The 16,424-nt window shown below is 36.1% G+C and carries 18 protein-coding genes and 1 pseudogene; 12 read left to right on the forward strand and 7 right to left on the reverse strand.

The window, feature by feature from the left end; genetic code table 11:
* From BBH99_RS20190 to BBH99_RS20205, 4 genes are all read left to right on the forward strand, one after another.
* A partial coding sequence (locus tag BBH99_RS20190; protein ID WP_066700018.1) for a glycoside hydrolase family 10 protein occupies positions 1-1,258 on the forward strand: 1,258 nt, incomplete at its 5' end.
* Positions 1,259-1,829: 571 nt separating this feature from the next.
* Positions 1,830-2,381, forward strand: a complete 552-nt coding sequence (locus BBH99_RS20195) for a ferritin (RefSeq protein WP_066700020.1) — start codon at positions 1,830-1,832, stop codon at positions 2,379-2,381.
* Positions 2,382-2,557: 176 nt separating this feature from the next.
* Positions 2,558-3,649 carry a redox-regulated ATPase YchF gene (gene ychF, locus BBH99_RS20200; protein ID WP_066700022.1) on the forward strand — a complete coding sequence of 364 codons (1,092 nt, stop codon included), beginning with the start codon at positions 2,558-2,560 and terminating at the stop codon, positions 3,647-3,649.
* A 324-nt stretch (positions 3,650-3,973) separates the two neighbouring features.
* The gene (locus BBH99_RS20205) at positions 3,974-4,807 is read left to right on the forward strand and encodes a hypothetical protein (protein WP_228390858.1); all 834 of its coding nucleotides are present in this window, start codon (positions 3,974-3,976) and stop codon (positions 4,805-4,807) included.
* Positions 4,808-4,885: 78 nt separating this feature from the next.
* Here the strand turns inward: BBH99_RS20205 and BBH99_RS22155 are convergent, their stop codons facing one another.
* From BBH99_RS22155 to BBH99_RS20210, 3 genes are all read right to left on the reverse strand, one after another.
* Positions 4,886-5,056 carry a bacteriocin gene (locus tag BBH99_RS22155; RefSeq protein WP_123873230.1) on the reverse strand — a complete coding sequence of 57 codons (171 nt, stop codon included), beginning with the start codon at positions 5,054-5,056 and terminating at the stop codon, positions 4,886-4,888.
* Positions 5,057-5,150: 94 nt separating this feature from the next.
* The gene (locus tag BBH99_RS22160) at positions 5,151-5,312 is read right to left on the reverse strand and encodes a ComC/BlpC family leader-containing pheromone/bacteriocin (protein WP_123873231.1); all 162 of its coding nucleotides are present in this window, start codon (positions 5,310-5,312) and stop codon (positions 5,151-5,153) included.
* A gap of 202 nt (positions 5,313-5,514) precedes the next feature.
* On the reverse strand, positions 5,515-5,718 hold the full coding sequence (locus tag BBH99_RS20210; protein WP_066700028.1) for a bacteriocin: 204 nt from the start codon (positions 5,716-5,718) through the stop codon (positions 5,515-5,517).
* 145 nt (positions 5,719-5,863) lie between these two features.
* Between BBH99_RS20210 and BBH99_RS20215 the strand changes: the two genes are divergently transcribed.
* Together BBH99_RS20215 and BBH99_RS20220 are read left to right on the forward strand one after the other, a co-directional pair.
* On the forward strand, positions 5,864-6,802 hold the full coding sequence (locus tag BBH99_RS20215) for a helix-turn-helix domain-containing protein (protein ID WP_066700030.1): 939 nt from the start codon (positions 5,864-5,866) through the stop codon (positions 6,800-6,802).
* 87 nt (positions 6,803-6,889) lie between these two features.
* Positions 6,890-7,654, forward strand: coding sequence for an SDR family NAD(P)-dependent oxidoreductase (locus BBH99_RS20220; protein ID WP_066700032.1), 765 nt, complete (start codon positions 6,890-6,892; stop codon positions 7,652-7,654).
* Positions 7,655-7,963: 309 nt separating this feature from the next.
* On the opposite strand, the gene BBH99_RS22585 is transcribed toward BBH99_RS20220, so the two are convergent.
* The 4 genes from BBH99_RS22585 to BBH99_RS20230 form a co-directional block, all read right to left on the reverse strand.
* Positions 7,964-8,116: a hypothetical protein gene (locus BBH99_RS22585; RefSeq protein WP_165601971.1), complete on the reverse strand. Its 153-nt coding sequence runs from the start codon at positions 8,114-8,116 to the stop codon at positions 7,964-7,966.
* A gap of 27 nt (positions 8,117-8,143) precedes the next feature.
* Positions 8,144-8,338, reverse strand: a complete 195-nt coding sequence (locus BBH99_RS20225) for a bacteriocin (protein WP_066700034.1) — start codon at positions 8,336-8,338, stop codon at positions 8,144-8,146.
* A gap of 27 nt (positions 8,339-8,365) precedes the next feature.
* Positions 8,366-8,536: a bacteriocin gene (locus BBH99_RS22165; protein ID WP_123873232.1), complete on the reverse strand. Its 171-nt coding sequence runs from the start codon at positions 8,534-8,536 to the stop codon at positions 8,366-8,368.
* 165 nt (positions 8,537-8,701) lie between these two features.
* On the reverse strand, positions 8,702-9,850 hold the full coding sequence (locus tag BBH99_RS20230) for a methionine aminotransferase (protein ID WP_066700047.1): 1,149 nt from the start codon (positions 9,848-9,850) through the stop codon (positions 8,702-8,704).
* 166 nt (positions 9,851-10,016) lie between these two features.
* Between BBH99_RS20230 and BBH99_RS20235 the strand changes: the two genes are divergently transcribed.
* From BBH99_RS20235 to BBH99_RS21965, 6 genes and pseudogenes are all read left to right on the forward strand, one after another.
* Positions 10,017-10,307, forward strand: coding sequence for a DUF2867 domain-containing protein (locus BBH99_RS20235; protein WP_228390859.1), 291 nt, complete (start codon positions 10,017-10,019; stop codon positions 10,305-10,307).
* A 181-nt stretch (positions 10,308-10,488) separates the two neighbouring features.
* Positions 10,489-12,378, forward strand: a complete 1,890-nt coding sequence (locus tag BBH99_RS20240) for a DNA topoisomerase IV subunit B (protein ID WP_066700039.1) — start codon at positions 10,489-10,491, stop codon at positions 12,376-12,378.
* An 87-nt stretch (positions 12,379-12,465) separates the two neighbouring features.
* On the forward strand, positions 12,466-12,882 hold the full coding sequence (locus tag BBH99_RS20245) for a hypothetical protein (protein WP_083188892.1): 417 nt from the start codon (positions 12,466-12,468) through the stop codon (positions 12,880-12,882).
* A gap of 8 nt (positions 12,883-12,890) precedes the next feature.
* Positions 12,891-15,482 (forward strand): DNA gyrase/topoisomerase IV subunit A, encoded by a 2,592-nt coding sequence (locus BBH99_RS20250; RefSeq protein WP_066700042.1) that lies wholly within the window; start codon positions 12,891-12,893, stop codon positions 15,480-15,482.
* 34 nt (positions 15,483-15,516) lie between these two features.
* Complete coding sequence (locus BBH99_RS20255) at positions 15,517-16,158, forward strand: rhomboid family intramembrane serine protease (protein WP_066700045.1); 642 nt, start codon at positions 15,517-15,519, stop codon at positions 16,156-16,158.
* A gap of 33 nt (positions 16,159-16,191) precedes the next feature.
* Positions 16,192-16,424: pseudogene (locus BBH99_RS21965) on the forward strand (helix-turn-helix domain-containing protein); the annotation flags it as partial.

Here is a 16,424-nt window from a genome sequence, read left to right on the forward strand (position 1 = left end):
TGCTGCTATTTTCCAGATCAGACCTTCTGCAGATGCTTTATATACAAGTAATATTGAACCTTGGTCTTACTTTTTGACCGGAGAAACAGGTACAGCACCTTATCCTAACTACGATCCGTTATTATTCTGGATTGAAGAAGCTCACAAAAGAGGATTGGAACTTCACGTCTGGTTAAATCCTTACCGTGCTCATCATACCAACGGTGGGACAGTGAATAATATGTCAATGGCTAACAGAATGTCGGACATCGTAGTAAGACTAAAAAATGGAATGTACTGGTTTGACCCTGCTAATCCGAAAACACAGGATCACGTATCCAATGTAGTAAAGGATATTGTGAAAAGATATGATATAGATGCAATTCACTTTGATGATTATTTCTATCCATATGCAACTTACAACAAAGGAGCCGATTTTCCGGATTATGCTTCATGGAGTGCTTATCTGAATAGTGGCGGCACATTGTCAAGAGCAGACTGGAGAAGAGACAACGTTAATAAATTTGTAGAACGTATCTATAAAGAGATTCACGCAGAAAAAAATAATGTAAGATTTGGAATCAGCCCGTTCGGAATCTGGAAACCAGGATATCCAACAGGAATTGTAGGCTCTTCCCAGTTTGATGAACTGTATGCGGATGCTAAATTATGGTTAAACAAAGGTTGGGTAGACTATTTCTCTCCACAGTTATACTGGCCGATTGATTCAAAAGGACAAGGGTTTGAAGCACTATTAAACTGGTGGCAGTCAGAAAATACAATGAAACGCCACTTATGGCCAGGCTTGAATACTGTTGAGATTAAAACCTATGACCGTCCAACAGAAATCAAAAATCAGATTGATATTTCCAGAAAGATCCTGAAGAATGATGCAGGTGAAATTCACTGGAGTATTGCGGGACTTACTAAAAATCCGGGAATGCTTCCGGCTCTGAAAAACGGACCGTACAGCGAGAAAGCATTAGTTCCTAAATCTCCATGGATTAAAACAATTCCATTGCAAACCCCAACATTATTTATTAATGATAACGGCAGCTTTGCACAGACGAGATGGAGCACAAAAAATACTTCAGAAGTTTTCCAATGGGTATTGTTCACTCAATATGACGGAGTATGGCAGACAGAAATATTACCATTGGATACTCTTTCTAAAGATGTGGCTAAATTCAAAAATGGAAAAAAACTGAATGGAGTAGCCATCAAAGCCATCGACAGATTAGGAAACGAAAGTGATTATATGGCCAAAAAGATCAGATAAAGAAAACTTAAAGAAGGTAATATTAATGCCATTAAAGTTTTAAAAATATAAAAGGGTTTAACGTAAAGTTGAACCCTTTTTTGTGATATTATTTCAACCTTCATTCAATAGATATTCTCTGGTGAATGCTAACACCTCTGTGAACATATAGAATACTTTATTCATTAAAACCTTTGTGAACATTGGATTTTTAAAAATTAAAACAGTGCAAAGAACACTTTCTTTATTCCTAACTTGAAATTGATCAGGGAATGAATGACATTTAATTTATTCATGTATTTTGTCATTTTGTAAGAATCTAAACGTATTCTGTTATTAATCTAATAACTAATGAAAACCAACGGCTTTTCAAAACTTAAGTGAACTATATACACATAAACCTTATCTCTTAAAATAACTTAAGTGTTAAAATTTCCCATATCATTTTATTTTAGAATAACTATAAATTATTAATGTAAAATAAAGAAAATCAGTATTATATAATTTGGATTTATTAGTTATTAAGGAAAATAAAAACCTTCACGGAATCATTTTTGCATGATTAGCCTCATAATCACCAAAATATAACATTATGAATACTAACAGACTTTCCGCAACTGTGGAAAAAGCACTTAGTGATCAGATGAACAAGGAAATTCATGCATCACACGTTTTTTTATCGTATGGAATTTGGGCCGATGACAAAGGCTATCAGGGAATTGCCAATTTTCTTTACAGACATGCCCAGGAAGAAAGAAACCATTCGATTAAATTCATGGAGTACATTTTAAACAGAGGTGGAAAACCCAAAGTAGAAGCCATTCCGGCTCCTCCGGCCGATCCTGAATCGCTCACAGCTTGTTTTGAAGGCGTTTTCAAACATGAAGTAGACAATACAACCGCTATTTACAAAATCGTAGATCTTTCTTTGGCAGAAAAAGACTGGGCTACATGGAATTTTATGCAGTGGTTTGTACAGGAACAGATTGAAGAGGAAACATTAGCACTGAACCTGATTGATAAATTAAAAATAGCAGGTGGTGACAGGGCTACAGACGAGTCTTTATTTACTTTAGATAAAAAGTTACAGGAAGCACCGAATGATGTACCATTGGCTCAGGAAGCCACAGGAGACAATCCATAGGAATCGTCGGCAAAAGTAAAAACTGCCTGAAAATCTGTCAGAATGCTGACAGATTTTTTTATTATGAAACTCCCTCAAAATTCACTATCTTTGCACGCTGAAAGTTCAGGGATAAAACTTTAAACCTTATACTTTGAACTTTCCAACCCTAAACCTTAAACTTTGAATTTTACAATATGAAATGTGGAATTGTAGGCCTGCCGAATGTAGGTAAATCAACACTTTTTAACTGTCTGAGCAACGCAAAAGCTCAATCAGCGAACTATCCTTTCTGTACTATTGAACCGAACCTGGGAACAGTTTCAGTGCCGGATCAGAGATTATTTGAATTGGAGAAAATCGTAAAACCTGAAAGAGTTTTACCAGCTGTAGTTGAGATCGTTGATATTGCAGGTCTTGTAAAAGGTGCCAGCAAAGGAGAAGGATTGGGGAACCAGTTCCTGGCAAATATCCGTGAGTGTGAGGCTATTATTCACGTTTTAAGATGTTTTGATAACGGTAATATCGTTCACGTAGAAGGTTCGGTAGATCCGTTAAGAGATAAAGAAATTATTGATATTGAACTTCAGCTGAAAGACCTTGAAACAGTAGGAAAAGCAGTGGAGAAAGCTAAAAAATTCATCAAATCCGGTAAGAAAGAAGATATCCTTACTTACGAAACCCTTCAGAATTTACAGAAATTCCTTGAAGACGGGAAAAATGCAAGAGAGTTTGCAACAGATGATTTTACAAAATCAATCATTGGTGAAGTTCAGCTTTTAACCAACAAACCAGTTCTTTATGTTTGTAATGTAGATGAAAATTCTATTAAAAACGGAAACGAGTGGATTGGAAAGATCGAGGAAATGGCTAAAAATGAAGGTGCTGAAGTTGTTGTATTGGCCGCTCAGATCGAAGCTGATATCAACGAATTGGAAACTTTTGAAGAAAGAGAGATTTTCCTTGATGAGCTAGGACTTACAGAACCGGGAGTAAACCGTTTGATCAGAAAAGCTTATGATCTTTTAAAACTTCAGACCTATTTCACAGCTGGTGTTAAAGAAGTAAGAGCTTGGACTATCGGACAAGGATGGACAGCTCCTCAGGCAGCTGGAGTAATTCACACAGACTTTGAAAAAGGGTTCATCCGTGCAGAAGTAATCAAATATAATGATTATGTAACATACGGTTCAGAAGTAAAAGTAAAAGAAGCTGGAAAACTTTCTGTAGAAGGTAAAGAGTATGTAGTTCAGGATGGAGACATCATGCACTTCAGATTCAACGTATAAGAAAAAATATTAAAGTTAGTTTTATAAAAAAGCGCTTCCATAATTGTTTGGGAGCGTTTTTTGCATTTGGTAGCAAAACTTAAACTATGAGAATTTTATATTACACTTTTTATTTCTCTTTTTTCCTGTTCAAAGTCTGTTGAAGATAATTGTTTTATCAATCCTAAAGATAAAATCAATAATGAATATAAAGAAGAAAGGCCTTATTCTGTAGCGCAGATTCTTAAACATAAACCGGAGTATCTTGAAATTGTAAGCCTTGCTAAATACAGGGATTTTAAAAAAGATAGTACGGAATCCCGTCAGTTTTTTAGAAGTGAGGAAATGGGGAAAGCTCATAAAGAAGAATTTAAAATATTCAAAGAAAAATTTCATGATGAGTTTGAATTTTCCAGCCGCCAGGAAGTTGGGAGTACAACATATGCTTTAGGTAGTAATCGGTTAGGTTATTGGCTATTGAAAATTCAGGATAATAAGCCTTCTGCTTATTTTTTAGGACTAAGCTTTAGTCATTATTATATCAATAAAATTCAGGAGCAGCCAATAGTTAAAGATGGGTTTCTCCAGTTGGAAGGCAGTCTTGTAAAATTTATTGAGGTTGGAGGCCTGCCGGTCTATCATGATTATTCTGCGATAGAGGATGGTAAGTTATTTAAAATTAATTTAAAAGATGTATGCAGGGATTCGGATAACGATGGTTATAATGATATTTTCGAGAAAAGTTTTGGATTGAATGAAAATAATAAAGATACAGATGGTGATGGAGTTGATGATTTTAATGATCTGAATCCTATGTTCAAGTCTGAGAAGAATAAGTTTGTTCAATTATACGAAATGCTGTTACCTCAATATTCCGGAATTGAAAATTTTAAGAACCTACATTATTCATTCGAGGTTTTCAGCAGTGATTGTGATTATTTCCATCAGATCGATCCTTCTATCAGAGTGTTGTTTTTACCTGAAGATAAAGAGAAACAAAGCTATTATACAAGAGTGACTGATGTGGTAAATCATGGTGTATCTAAGTTGAAACGGGATCATAAAGCTCCTGATTATTATTATATTGAAACATGGGGAAGTAGTTACTCAACTGAATATTCCGCAGCATTTAAAGATGGTAAATGGATTCTGACCAATATAGGGTCAATTGTAATTTAAAATGATTAGGTTTAATAAAAAAGCACTTTCAAACCAATGAAAGTGCTCAAATTATAAAAAATAACATGAAGTTCATGTTTAATCCAGTGGTGGGTGGATGATGATTTGACATCTTCTTTCAAAGCATTTTGGGCCAACAGTTGTACAGAAACCTGTTGCCGGATCAATACACTGCAGTAGCCCACCGGTGATGGATCGTAATTCTTTTTTGTTTAGCTTTTTTCCTTTTTTCAGATTTTGATTTTCCATAATGTTTTTATTTTAAGATGAACTTATTATTAATCAAAAGCAAGTATGGGTAAATTCTTTCATTACTCATTTTCCTGCTTGTATACATATGTGTTTATGGCTCTATTACAGGTTTGCACTGGGGTTCAGCGCAACCTAAACCAAAACTTCTGCATTGGCCGGTCATAGGATCTATACACTGTCTTAATCCTCCGGTAATACTTCTTAACTCTTTTTTATCTAATTTTTTTCCCTTGTTTAAATTTTGTTTTTTCATGATTTCTAATTTTTTTTATGATTTTGTTTGGTTATTCAAATGGTGGTTCAGGCACATACCAGCATTCTCTTTCAAAGCACTTTGTTCCTGTGATAAAACATCGGCCGGTTTCATGGTCTACACAGGATAGCAATCCTCCACTAATCATTTTTAAAGCCTTTTTGTCTAGTTTTTTTCCTTTATTCATAGCCTTGGTTTGTGATTATTCTATAATAATGGGCGGTCTGCATTCTTTTTGCCCGCAGGAAGGAGAAATAATGGTACAGCCATTGGGATATGGAGATTCACACGGCTCATAAGGAGTCGGGCAAAGCACAGGCTCCATACAGTTTAATAATCCTCCAGTAATAGATTTCAGCTCTTTTTTGTTGAGCTTCTTACTGAATGGTGAAATTTGGTTTTTCATTATTTTGATTTTTAGTGAGTTAGTTAAATACTAAAGTAGTAAAAATATTCATTTGTATATCACTTTATATAGAAAAAATGAAATAAATATTTTTGTTCTTATTAAAAACCAACTTTGTATATTTGAATTTTACAACTGATTGATTATGGAGAAAATAGCGCATTCCTCATTGGAAGATTTTTACAGGGAAATGACAGCCAAGCTCGGTAAAAGCCTGGAAGATATTTTTCCTAAAGGACTCCATAAAGACCTCGGGCATTTTAATGTGTTTGATATAGCACAGACTATTGAAAGAGTGAAAACGACTTCTGAAATGCCTTATAACAGACGAAAATACTATAAAATCAGTTTAATCAGAGGGAAAAACAGAGCCGAATATGCTGATAAGACTATTTCTATAGAGAAAAATGCATTACTCTTTGCTACTCCTAAAGTTCCTTACCACTGGACTCCGGAAGATTCTCAACAGTCTGGAAGTTTTTGCGTATTTACCGAAGATTTTTTTATAAAGGAAACTCCTTATCATACCTTGGAAAATCTCCCTGTTTTCCAGCCAGGAGCCGTTCCTGTATTTGAAATTGATGTTGAATTAGCTGACGAAATAGAAGTGCTTTTTAAAAAAATAAAAAAAGAAATAGATTCAGATTACCTGTTTAAATATGATCTGATCAGAAACTACGTATGGGAACTGATTCATTATGGCCAAAAACTGCAGCCTGCCACCAAAATCTCCATATCAAAAGATGCTTCCATGAGGGTGGTTTCTTTATTTATAGAATTGCTGGAAAGGCAGTTTCCTATTGAATCTCGCGAGCAAAAGTTACAATTGAGGACAGCAAAAGATTATGCAGAAAGATTATCCGTACATGTGAACTATCTCAATAAAAGACTCAAAGAAAGTACCGGAAAAACCACTACAGAATTTATTGGCGACCGAATTATTCAGGAAGCAAAGATCCTTTTAAGGCAAACTCAATGGAATGTATCTGAAATTTCTTATACTCTCGGTTTTGAAGAAATAGCCCACTTTTCAAATTTTTTTAAAAAGAAAACATCATTTACACCTTTAGAATTTCGTTCATGATTTGAATTTTGCAAATTTCGGATTGATTTGGGTAAACTCTTTCTGGCTTAAATGCTCCAACTTTGTATCACTAAAACAACCCAAAATATGGAAACAAAGACAAAAATAGCATTGGTAACCGGAGGAAACAGAGGTCTGGGAAAAAATTCAGCACTAAAAATTGCTCAAAAAGGGCTGGATGTTATCATAACGTATAGAAGCAACCGGGAAGAAGCAGAAGATGTGGTTAATGAAATAAAAGCAATGGGCAGAAATGCAATAGCGTTTCAGTTGGACACAAAAGATCGTAAGAGTTTTGATGCATTTGTAAAAAATGTTACCAGTCATTTAGAAGAAGCTGCCGGAAATCCTAACATAGATTATCTTATCAATAATGCGGGGACAGCTTTATATTCACCCATTACAGAGGTTACGGAAGAGCAGATGGATGATATGGTAGATATTCATTTCAAAGGAGTATTTTTCTTAACTCAGAAACTATTACCTTACATTAATAATGGCGGAGGAATTATCAATATTTCTTCTGGATTGGCTCGGTTTGCGACACCCGGTTATTCAGTGTATGGTTCAATAAAAGCAGGCGTAGAGATGCTGACTAAATATATGGCCAAAGAATTGGGTTCAAGAAAGATCAGGGCTAATGTAATTGCACCAGGAGCTATTGAAACAGACTTCGGAGGTGGGAGAGTTCGAGATAATAAGGAGGTCAACGAAATGGTGGCTGGTGCTACAGCTTTGGGAAGAGTAGGGCTGCCAGATGATATTGGTGGAGTTGTAGCCTTCCTATGTACTGAAGATGCCGGATGGATCAATGGACAAAGAATTGAAGCTTCAGGAGGAATGTTTTTATAATAAAGAGTAAGTCTCAGGATTTTAATGGATAAAACAGGAGCTGTTCATATGAGCGGCTCTTTTATTTTGCATGATATTTAATATCAGTTAATTGGATCTATGGGATCTGATGGCTGTAAGCATTCCGGCCCATAATAACAGCGGTTTCTGTAGATTTTACATCTTACGTCATAATCTGATCACCTTTTCATTCACTTTATTTTGTAAAATCTACTCTCTGGATTTAAAATCTTTAATCATAAAAAAGTCTATCTTGTTTGAGATAGACTTTTAAATATTTAAATATAATATAAGGTAAGACTTGTTGAATTAAGGAGTTTTGCATTCCGGTTCTCCACAAAATCTTCCGTATTGTATGCATTCTGCGTAGCCTTCAGGTCTGCAGATTCTTAAGCCGCCTTTAATGGTACTCAATTGTTTTTTGTTCAATTTTCTCCCGTTATGTTCAATGTTGTTTTTCATAGGTTAGATTTTATAAATGATTGGTAATTAAGGTCTGCATATTTTTTGTCCACAGTAAGGAGAAATCATAGCACAGCCATTCTCATCCACGTTAGAATGACATGGTTCCATATGTGGCAGACAGATTTCCTGAGCGGGCATACAGTCCAGCATACCTCCTGCAATTGTTTTTAATTCTTTCTTACTCAGTTTTTTTGCTTTTAGGGAAGTTTGATTTTTCATATAGATATTGAGATTTATAGTTGTAAATTAATTCCAGGGTTGAAGGGGTTGGTCTGGCTTGCACTGATCTTCTGCACACTTCGGATGATATTGTCTGCATCTTAATGAAGCATCAAGGCACATTAAAAGCCCTCCGTTAATGGTTCGAAGCTCTTTTTTATTCAGTTTTTTTCCTTTTGATGATGAATTGCTATTCATGATTCTGATTTTTAATGAGTTAGTTATTACGAATATATGAAAAGTTTTAATAGTAAATCACCTGTTGAAGAAAAAAGTTAATATGTTGTGGTATTGTTTGTTGCTGAAAAAGAATGTATTCTCTAATGATAATTTGAAAATGTTTCCGGGAGTGCTTTGAAATGATTATATTTTTGAAAGGTTTTCAAGGGCTCTTTCCAATGTTTCCTGTTTCTTGGCAAAACATAGTCTGATCACATTTTCATTCAGTTTGTTTTTATAAAATGATGAAAACGGAACGCTGGCCACTTTATGATTAATCGTCAGTTCGCTGGCAAAATCAAAATCATTTTTATCCGAAATCTTAGAATATTTTACAGCCTGGAAATAGGTTCCCTCACAGTCCAGAAGTTCAAAGGAAGTTCCGGAAAGCCCCTTTCTCAGGAAGTCTCTTTTCTCCTGAAAGAATTCATTAAGATGAAGATAATGTGCCTCATTTTTCATATACTCAGCTAAAGCAAGCTGAATAGGTGTATTAACACAAAAAACATTGAACTGATGCACCTTTCTGAACTCATCTGTTAAAGCTTTTGGTGCAGCACAATACCCAACCTTCCAGCCTGTAACATGGAACAGTTTTCCAAATGAAGCCACAAGAAGACTTCTTTCCTTAAGCTCAGGGTATTTACAGATGCTTAAATGCTGCTTTCCATCAAAAACAATATTCTCATACACTTCATCACTTAAAATAAGAATAGAAGTTCCTTTTACCAACTGAATCAGCTCATTGATATCCTCTTCTTTTAAAATTTTTCCTGATGGATTGTTTGGATTATTAAGAATAATCATCTTGGTTTTATCACTGATCAGGCTTTTTACAACAGTCCAGTTGATTTTATAATCAGGAGCTTTCATTTCAAACCTTTTTACAATGCCGCCAAAAAGTTCAACCGTAGGTTCGTAGCAATCGTAGGCCGGTTCAAAGATAATCACTTCATCATCTTTTTTGATAAAGGCTGCAATCGCTGTAAAAATAGCCTGGGTTCCGCCTGCAGTAACTGTAATTTCAGAATCCGGATGATAAACACTTTGATGGCTGTTTTCAATTTTTCTTGCAATTTCTTCCTTTAAACCAATCATTCCGCCAAGAGGTGCATATTGATTAAACCCTTTTTTCACAAAGTGATCCACATTATTTAATAACTCGGAATCCGGCATGAAATCAGGAAATCCCTGTGAAAGATTAATCGCTTCATTTTCATTGGCAAGTTGCGTCATTTGGCTGAAAATAGTAGTTCCAACATTGGAAAGTTTTGATAAAGGAAGTTGTATCATAAAAACAGATTTTGTTGATACCGAATTTAATGAATTATTTAAAATACTGATCATTTATTGTATCCTATTTCTATGAATTAATAAAACTATTTGTGCATCCGTGGCCCGCCAATTTCAGAGAATAACACAGATGTTGTGGATAATTGTGTGAAAACGTATTGTTCCTATAAATCAAAACAGTCGTGAAGTAGGAGAGCGCTATGGTCTTTTTAAGGTTTTTAATAAAACCAACAATGAGATTGTTATGGGAGAAAATGATAAACATCTGGATTTCAGGATTTCTCTTTTGTTCGATAAAAATCAGGGTGGACAGGATGAAAATTCTTTAACGATTTCTACCACGGTGAAGTTTCATAACTGGCTGGGAGTATTGTATTTTTTGCCCGTACGTCCATTCCATAAACTCATTGTCCCGTCTATGCTGAAAAATATCATAAACAACTTAGAAAATACTTAAGAATAATTTCAGAAGCTAAGTGTCGGAATACAGACATTTGTCCTTTATTTTTTATTCAATTAAGTCTACTTTTTTGTTTCATAAATCCTGATTTCAGGAAGAATGTTGATAAAAAAATGAAGACTAAAATTCGGATAATTTTGGACAATTTCGTACTTTTGTATGTTTGCTGAAATCATATATGTCACAAGAAATAAATCCAACCTACTCCGAAGAGAATATCAGAACCCTCGATTGGCAGGAACATATCCGTCTACGTCCCGGCATGTACATCGGGAAATTGGGTGATGGGTCCTCTGCTGATGACGGTATTTACATTTTGCTTAAAGAAATCCTGGATAACTCTATTGATGAGTTCAGGATGAGAGCCGGAAAAAGAATTGAAATAAAGCTGGATGACGGTAAGGTTACCATCCGTGACTTTGGTCGTGGAATCCCGCTGGGAAAGGTGGTAGACGCCGTTTCCAAAATGAATACCGGAGGTAAATACGATAGTAAGGCATTCAAAAAATCTGTCGGGCTGAACGGGGTGGGTACAAAAGCTGTAAATGCACTTTCAGATTACTTCAGAGTACGTTCTTTCCGTGATGGAAAAATGAAAGTTGCGGAATTCTCCCGTGGTATGATCAAAGAAAATTTTGATGAAAAAGAGACCTCGGACAGAAACGGAACCGAAATTTCATTCATACCGGATGGAGAGATCTTCCTGCATTTTAAATACAGGAAAGAGTATATTGAAAGAATGCTCCGCAATTATGCGTATCTGAATCCTGGATTGAAAATACTGTTTAACGGGGAAACCTATTTTTCTGAAAATGGTCTGAAAGATCTTTTGGAAGAAGAACTGGAAAGCGATATTTTGTATCCGATTGTTCATCTGAAAGACGATGATATTGAAGTTGCCATTACCCATTCTGATAAATCACAGACGGAAACTTACTTTTCATTCGTTAACGGACAGAATACTACACAGGGTGGTACTCACCTTAATGCCTTCCGTGAGGCATATGTGAAAACAATCCGTGAGTTCTTCAATAAGAGTTTTGATGCCTCAGATATCAGGAAATCAATTATTGCTGCTATTTCCATCAACGTGGAAGAGCCGGTTTTTGAATCTCAGACCAAAACAAAGCTGGGATCCAATGATATGGGACCTAACGGACCAACTGTAAGAACTTTTGTGATTGATTTCCTCAAAAGCAAACTTGATAATTTCTTACATAAAAACCCTGAGATTGCCGAAGCGATCCAAAGAAAGATTCTGATCTCTGAAAGAGAGAGAAAAGAGCTTTCCGGAATCCAGAAGCTGGCAAGAGAAAGAGCTAAAAAAGTATCTCTTCATAATAAAAAGCTGCGCGACTGCAGACAGCATTATAACGATCAGAAAGCTGAAAGAAAAGGAGATACACAGATCTTTATCACCGAGGGAGATTCTGCATCCGGATCCATCACCAAGTCAAGAGACGTAGAAACACAGGCGGTATTCTCGTTAAAGGGAAAACCTCTGAACTGCTACGGACTGACGAAGAAAGTGGTATACGAAAATGAAGAGTTTAACCTTCTTCAGGCCGCTTTAAATATCGAAGAAAGCTTGGAAGACCTGAGATATAATCAGGTGATTATTGCAACCGATGCCGATGTGGATGGAATGCACATCCGTCTGTTGATGATTACATTCTTCCTGCAATTCTTTCCGGATCTGATTAAAAACGGTCACCTTTACATTCTTCAAACCCCATTATTCAGGGTTAGGAATAAAAAAGAGACCCGGTATTGCTATTCAGAGGCAGAAAGAGTAAAGGCTCTGAATGAGCTTGGGAAAAATCCTGAGATTACACGATTTAAAGGGTTGGGAGAGATCTCTCCGGACGAGTTCAAGCATTTTATAGGAAAAGACATCCGTTTAGAACCTGTTGTAGTTGGAAAAGATCAAACGATAGACCAGCTGCTGGAATTCTATATGGGTAAAAATACACCAGACAGACAGACTTTCATTCTTGAGAACTTGGTAGTGGAAGACGATTCTGATATTGATAAAAAACACATTCTTGATGAAGTAAGCAGCGAATAAGCAGCAGAACACCATATAAGAATTACAATGAGATTAAGTAACCGTAGTAAAACATCATTTTATAACTTTATAAATACACTGCTGATAATGCTCACAGTGTTTGGGATAGTAGGTTTTTTAGCCAATGAATATAGATTTAATGTATTAGGAGTAGAAAGCTATCTGATGATTATTGTTCCCATATTATTATTAGTAATCTTCCACCTTAACGGAAGGCAGATTTTTGAATATGACAGTGATGGGGAGGCCCTGCATTTTAAGAACAGGAATATCATTCCTTTTTTAAGCAAGCCCCTTCATGATGAGTTTCCGAAATATAAACTGATAAAATATGACGTGATCAGTATTGTCTTTATCAAAAGATTATATATCACGGTCTCAAGTAAGAATAATGGTTCTACCATGTTGAAGTATCAGATTTCCTACTTAACCAGAAAAGAAGTAAACGATTTAAAACTCTCTCTGAATAAGGTTGTAAAAGCTAATAAGGAGAAAAAAGATTAATATAACAGATGACGACAGAAGAATATTCGCATGAGGGTGAAAGCTTGAAGAAGGTTTCCGGTCTTTACAAGGATTGGTTTCTGGATTATGCTTCCTATGTAATTTTGGATAGGGCCATTCCTTCGGTATTTGATGGGTTAAAACCCGTTCAGCGAAGAATTATGCACTCTATGCGGGAGCTGGAAGATGGCCGTTACAATAAGGTAGCCAATATCGTGGGAAATACCATGAAATATCACCCTCACGGTGATGCTTCCATTACAGACGCCATGGTTCAGATCGGGCAAAAAGAGCTGCTGATAGATACTCAGGGAAACTGGGGAAATATCTATACGGGAGATTCTGCAGCAGCAGCGAGGTATATTGAAGCCAGGTTGACCCCTTTTGCCCTGGAAGTAGTCTTTAATCCTAAAACTACAGAATGGACAAAGTCTTATGATGGTAGAAATAACGAACCTATCGATCTTCCGGTAAAATTCCCATTGCTTCTGGCACAGGGAGTGGAAGGAATTGGGGTTGGGCTTTCCACAAAGATCCTTCCGCATAACTTCAATGAGCTTATCAATGCTTCTGTAGCCTATCTAAAAGGAAAGAAATTTGAGATATATCCTGACTTTTTAACGGCTGGTTATCTTGATGTATCAGAATACAATGACGGTCACAGAGGCGGAAAGGTAAGAGCCCGGGCTAAAATCACCCAGACGGATAAACATACGCTGGTGATCTCTGAACTCCCTTATTCCAAAACGACGAGTGATCTTATTGATTCCATCCTTAAAGCCAATGAAAAAGGAAAGATCAAGATCAAGAAAATTGAAGATAATACATCCGATAAAGTTGAGATCCTCATTCATATTCATAATGATGTATCTCCGGATAAAACAATTGATGCCCTGTATGCTTTTACAGACTGTCAGGTAACAATTTCGCCGAATGCCTGTGTGATTGTAGGGGATAAACCGATGTTCATGACTGTTTCCGAGATTCTGAAAATGAATACGGATCATACGGTGTCATTATTGAAAAAAGAGCTCGAAATAGAACTTCATGAGCTTCAGGAAAGCTGGCATTTCTCTTCACTGGAAAGAATCTTCATCGAAAACAGAATCTATCACGATATTGAAGAGGTGAAGACCTGGGAAGATGTTTTGAAAACCATTGATAAAGGATTAAAGCCTCATACCAAGCACCTTTTAAGAGCTGTAACAGAAGAAGATATTCTTAAATTAACAGAAATCAGAATTAAGAGAATCTCAAGATTCGATTTAGATAAATTTAAAGAAAATATAGCCTCTCTTGAAGGGAAAATAGAGCAGGTAAAACACCATCTTGCCAACCTGATTGCATATGCTATCGATTATTATCTGAATATCCAGAAGAAATACGGAAAAGATAAGCAGAGAAAAACAGAGCTTAGAATCTTTGATACCATTGATGCCACTAAAGTAGCTGTTGCCAATGAGAAGTTCTATGCCAACTTTGAAGAAGGCTTCATTGGAACATCATTGAAGAAAGATCAGTATCTGTTTGACTGTTCTGATATTGATGATATCATTACGTTCAGAAAAGATGGAAGTATGAAGGTGGTAAAAGTGGAAGCCAAAACATTCATCGGAAAAGACATTCTTCACGTTGCCGTATGGAAGAAAAATGATAAGAGAACTGTATACAATATGATCTACCGTGAAGGCAGGGAAGGACCTTACTATATGAAGCGTTTCTCTGTAACCGGAGTTACAAGGAATACAGACTATCCGCTCGCTTCAGATAAAAAAGGATCAGAAACCCTATACTTCTCAGCCAATCCGAATGGAGAAGCGGAAACCGTTACCGTTCTTCTGAAGCCAAATCCAAGGATCAGAAAAAATAAAATGGAAATTAATTTCTCTGATCTGGCTATTAAAGGGCGTGATTCCAAAGGAAATCTGGTGACCAAATATGCTGTGAAGAAAGTAGACCTTAAAGAAGAAGGCGTTTCTACACTGGCTCCAAGAAGAATCTGGTTTGACGATACGGTAAGAAGACTGAATGCAGATGCCAGAGGGACTTTGCTGGGCAGCTTCAAAGGAGATGATAAAATTTTAACAATCAATACCAACGGAGAAGTAAAACTGGTTTCTTTTGATTTAGGAAACCGTTTTGATGATGAATACCTGGTATTGGAAAAATGGAAGCCTGAGCAGCCTATTACTTGTATTTATTATGATGGGGAAAAGGATATTTATTTCATTAAGAGATTCCTGCTGGAAAATACTGTAAATATACAGACCTTCATGCCATCCGAACATCCGAAATCATTTATAGAGAATGTAATTGTAGCGAATGATGCAACTGCAGAAATCATTTTCGCAAAAGATAAAGGGAAAGAAAGAGAGCCGGAAACCATTAATATCGATGAATTTATTGCGGTAAAAGGAATTAAGGCGATAGGGAACCAGTTTACGAAATTTAAAGTAAAAGCCATCAATATTACCATTCCTGAGCCTGTAGAAGAGGAGCCGGAAGTATATGAAGATCCGGAACCAACAAGCAGTATGGATGAAGATGGTGGAACTATTGGTGACCTGTTCCAGGAAGACGGGACTAATGAAGCTGAATAGCCCTTATATTTAAGAATAAAATAAAAAACATCAGATGGATATATTGGTTTTGATTATTATTGCCGTCACCTGTGTATTCAGTTACATGGGTTTTAATAATACGGTTTTATTTGAAAAATATAAATTCAATGTTGGCGCTATTGCCAACCGTAAAGAATATATAAGACTTATAAGTTCTGCATTTTTACATGCAGACTTTATGCACCTGTTTTTTAATATGCTTTCCTTATATTTCTTCCAGGGCGTGGTCGTTCATTTCTTTGGAGAAATAGGATTTCTGATTATCTATTTTGGATCTATGATCCTTGGGAATTTATTCAGTTTACAGATTTATCAGAAACAACCTTGGTATTCAGCCATTGGAGCTTCAGGGGCTGTTTCGGGAATTATTTTTGCTTCCATAGCGATGGCACCTAATGAAATCAGCGTGAATTTCTTACCGGGATGGCTATTCGGAACCTTGTATTTCGGATATTCTGTATACATGATGCTGAATCCTAAGCAATGGGATAATCTGGGGCACGCTGCTCACCTTGGAGGAGCCTTTTTTGGGCTGGTATATTCTATTGCACTGCATCCACAACTGGCAATGACTAATATTTTATATCTTGGAATCATGTCATTACCGCTGATTTATCTGGGATATCAGATTTTTGTCAGGAAACGAATCGGATAAAAAGTCTATTTTTAATCTAAAATATCAAAACCAATGAACACATTAGAATTCAACAGTTTCATCGTGATACTTATCTATGGTTCATTGGTTTTGCTTTCTCTGCTCAACATCGCCAATCCCTTAAAAGTTAACAGGAAAGCCAACTTCTGGTTTGGAATCTTCCTTTTTCTCTGGTCCACATTCTGGTTAGATGAGATTCTTTTTCTCATTACAGACGCTCCCATTGAATTTCATTCCTTATTTCCGGTTCGGATTGTACAGTATCT

It is taken from the genome of Chryseobacterium contaminans, assembly GCF_001684955.1.
Lineage (GTDB): Bacteria > Bacteroidota > Bacteroidia > Flavobacteriales > Weeksellaceae > Chryseobacterium > Chryseobacterium contaminans.

Bases quoted from the DNA above. Each gene is read 5' to 3' on its own strand.
- BBH99_RS20195 (WP_066700020.1), top strand. From the start codon at position 1,830: ATGAATACTAACAGACTTTCCGCAACTGTGGAAAAAGCACTTAGTGAT.
- ychF (WP_066700022.1), top strand. From the start codon at position 2,558: ATGAAATGTGGAATTGTAGGCCTGCCGAATGTAGGTAAATCAACACTT.
- BBH99_RS20205 (WP_228390858.1), top strand. From the start codon at position 3,974: ATGGGGAAAGCTCATAAAGAAGAATTTAAAATATTCAAAGAAAAATTT.
- BBH99_RS22155 (WP_123873230.1), bottom strand. From the start codon at position 5,056: ATGGAAAATCAAAATCTGAAAAAAGGAAAAAAGCTAAACAAAAAAGAA.
- BBH99_RS22160 (WP_123873231.1), bottom strand. From the start codon at position 5,312: ATGAAAAAACAAAATTTAAACAAGGGAAAAAAATTAGATAAAAAAGAG.
- BBH99_RS20210 (WP_066700028.1), bottom strand. From the start codon at position 5,718: ATGAAAAACCAAATTTCACCATTCAGTAAGAAGCTCAACAAAAAAGAG.
- BBH99_RS20215 (WP_066700030.1), top strand. From the start codon at position 5,864: ATGGAGAAAATAGCGCATTCCTCATTGGAAGATTTTTACAGGGAAATG.
- BBH99_RS20220 (WP_066700032.1), top strand. From the start codon at position 6,890: ATGGAAACAAAGACAAAAATAGCATTGGTAACCGGAGGAAACAGAGGT.
- BBH99_RS22585 (WP_165601971.1), bottom strand. From the start codon at position 8,116: ATGAAAAACAACATTGAACATAACGGGAGAAAATTGAACAAAAAACAA.
- BBH99_RS20225 (WP_066700034.1), bottom strand. From the start codon at position 8,338: ATGAAAAATCAAACTTCCCTAAAAGCAAAAAAACTGAGTAAGAAAGAA.
- BBH99_RS22165 (WP_123873232.1), bottom strand. From the start codon at position 8,536: ATGAATAGCAATTCATCATCAAAAGGAAAAAAACTGAATAAAAAAGAG.
- BBH99_RS20230 (WP_066700047.1), bottom strand. From the start codon at position 9,850: ATGATACAACTTCCTTTATCAAAACTTTCCAATGTTGGAACTACTATT.
- BBH99_RS20240 (WP_066700039.1), top strand. From the start codon at position 10,489: ATGTCACAAGAAATAAATCCAACCTACTCCGAAGAGAATATCAGAACC.
- BBH99_RS20245 (WP_083188892.1), top strand. From the start codon at position 12,466: ATGCTCACAGTGTTTGGGATAGTAGGTTTTTTAGCCAATGAATATAGA.
- BBH99_RS20250 (WP_066700042.1), top strand. From the start codon at position 12,891: ATGACGACAGAAGAATATTCGCATGAGGGTGAAAGCTTGAAGAAGGTT.
- BBH99_RS20255 (WP_066700045.1), top strand. From the start codon at position 15,517: ATGGATATATTGGTTTTGATTATTATTGCCGTCACCTGTGTATTCAGT.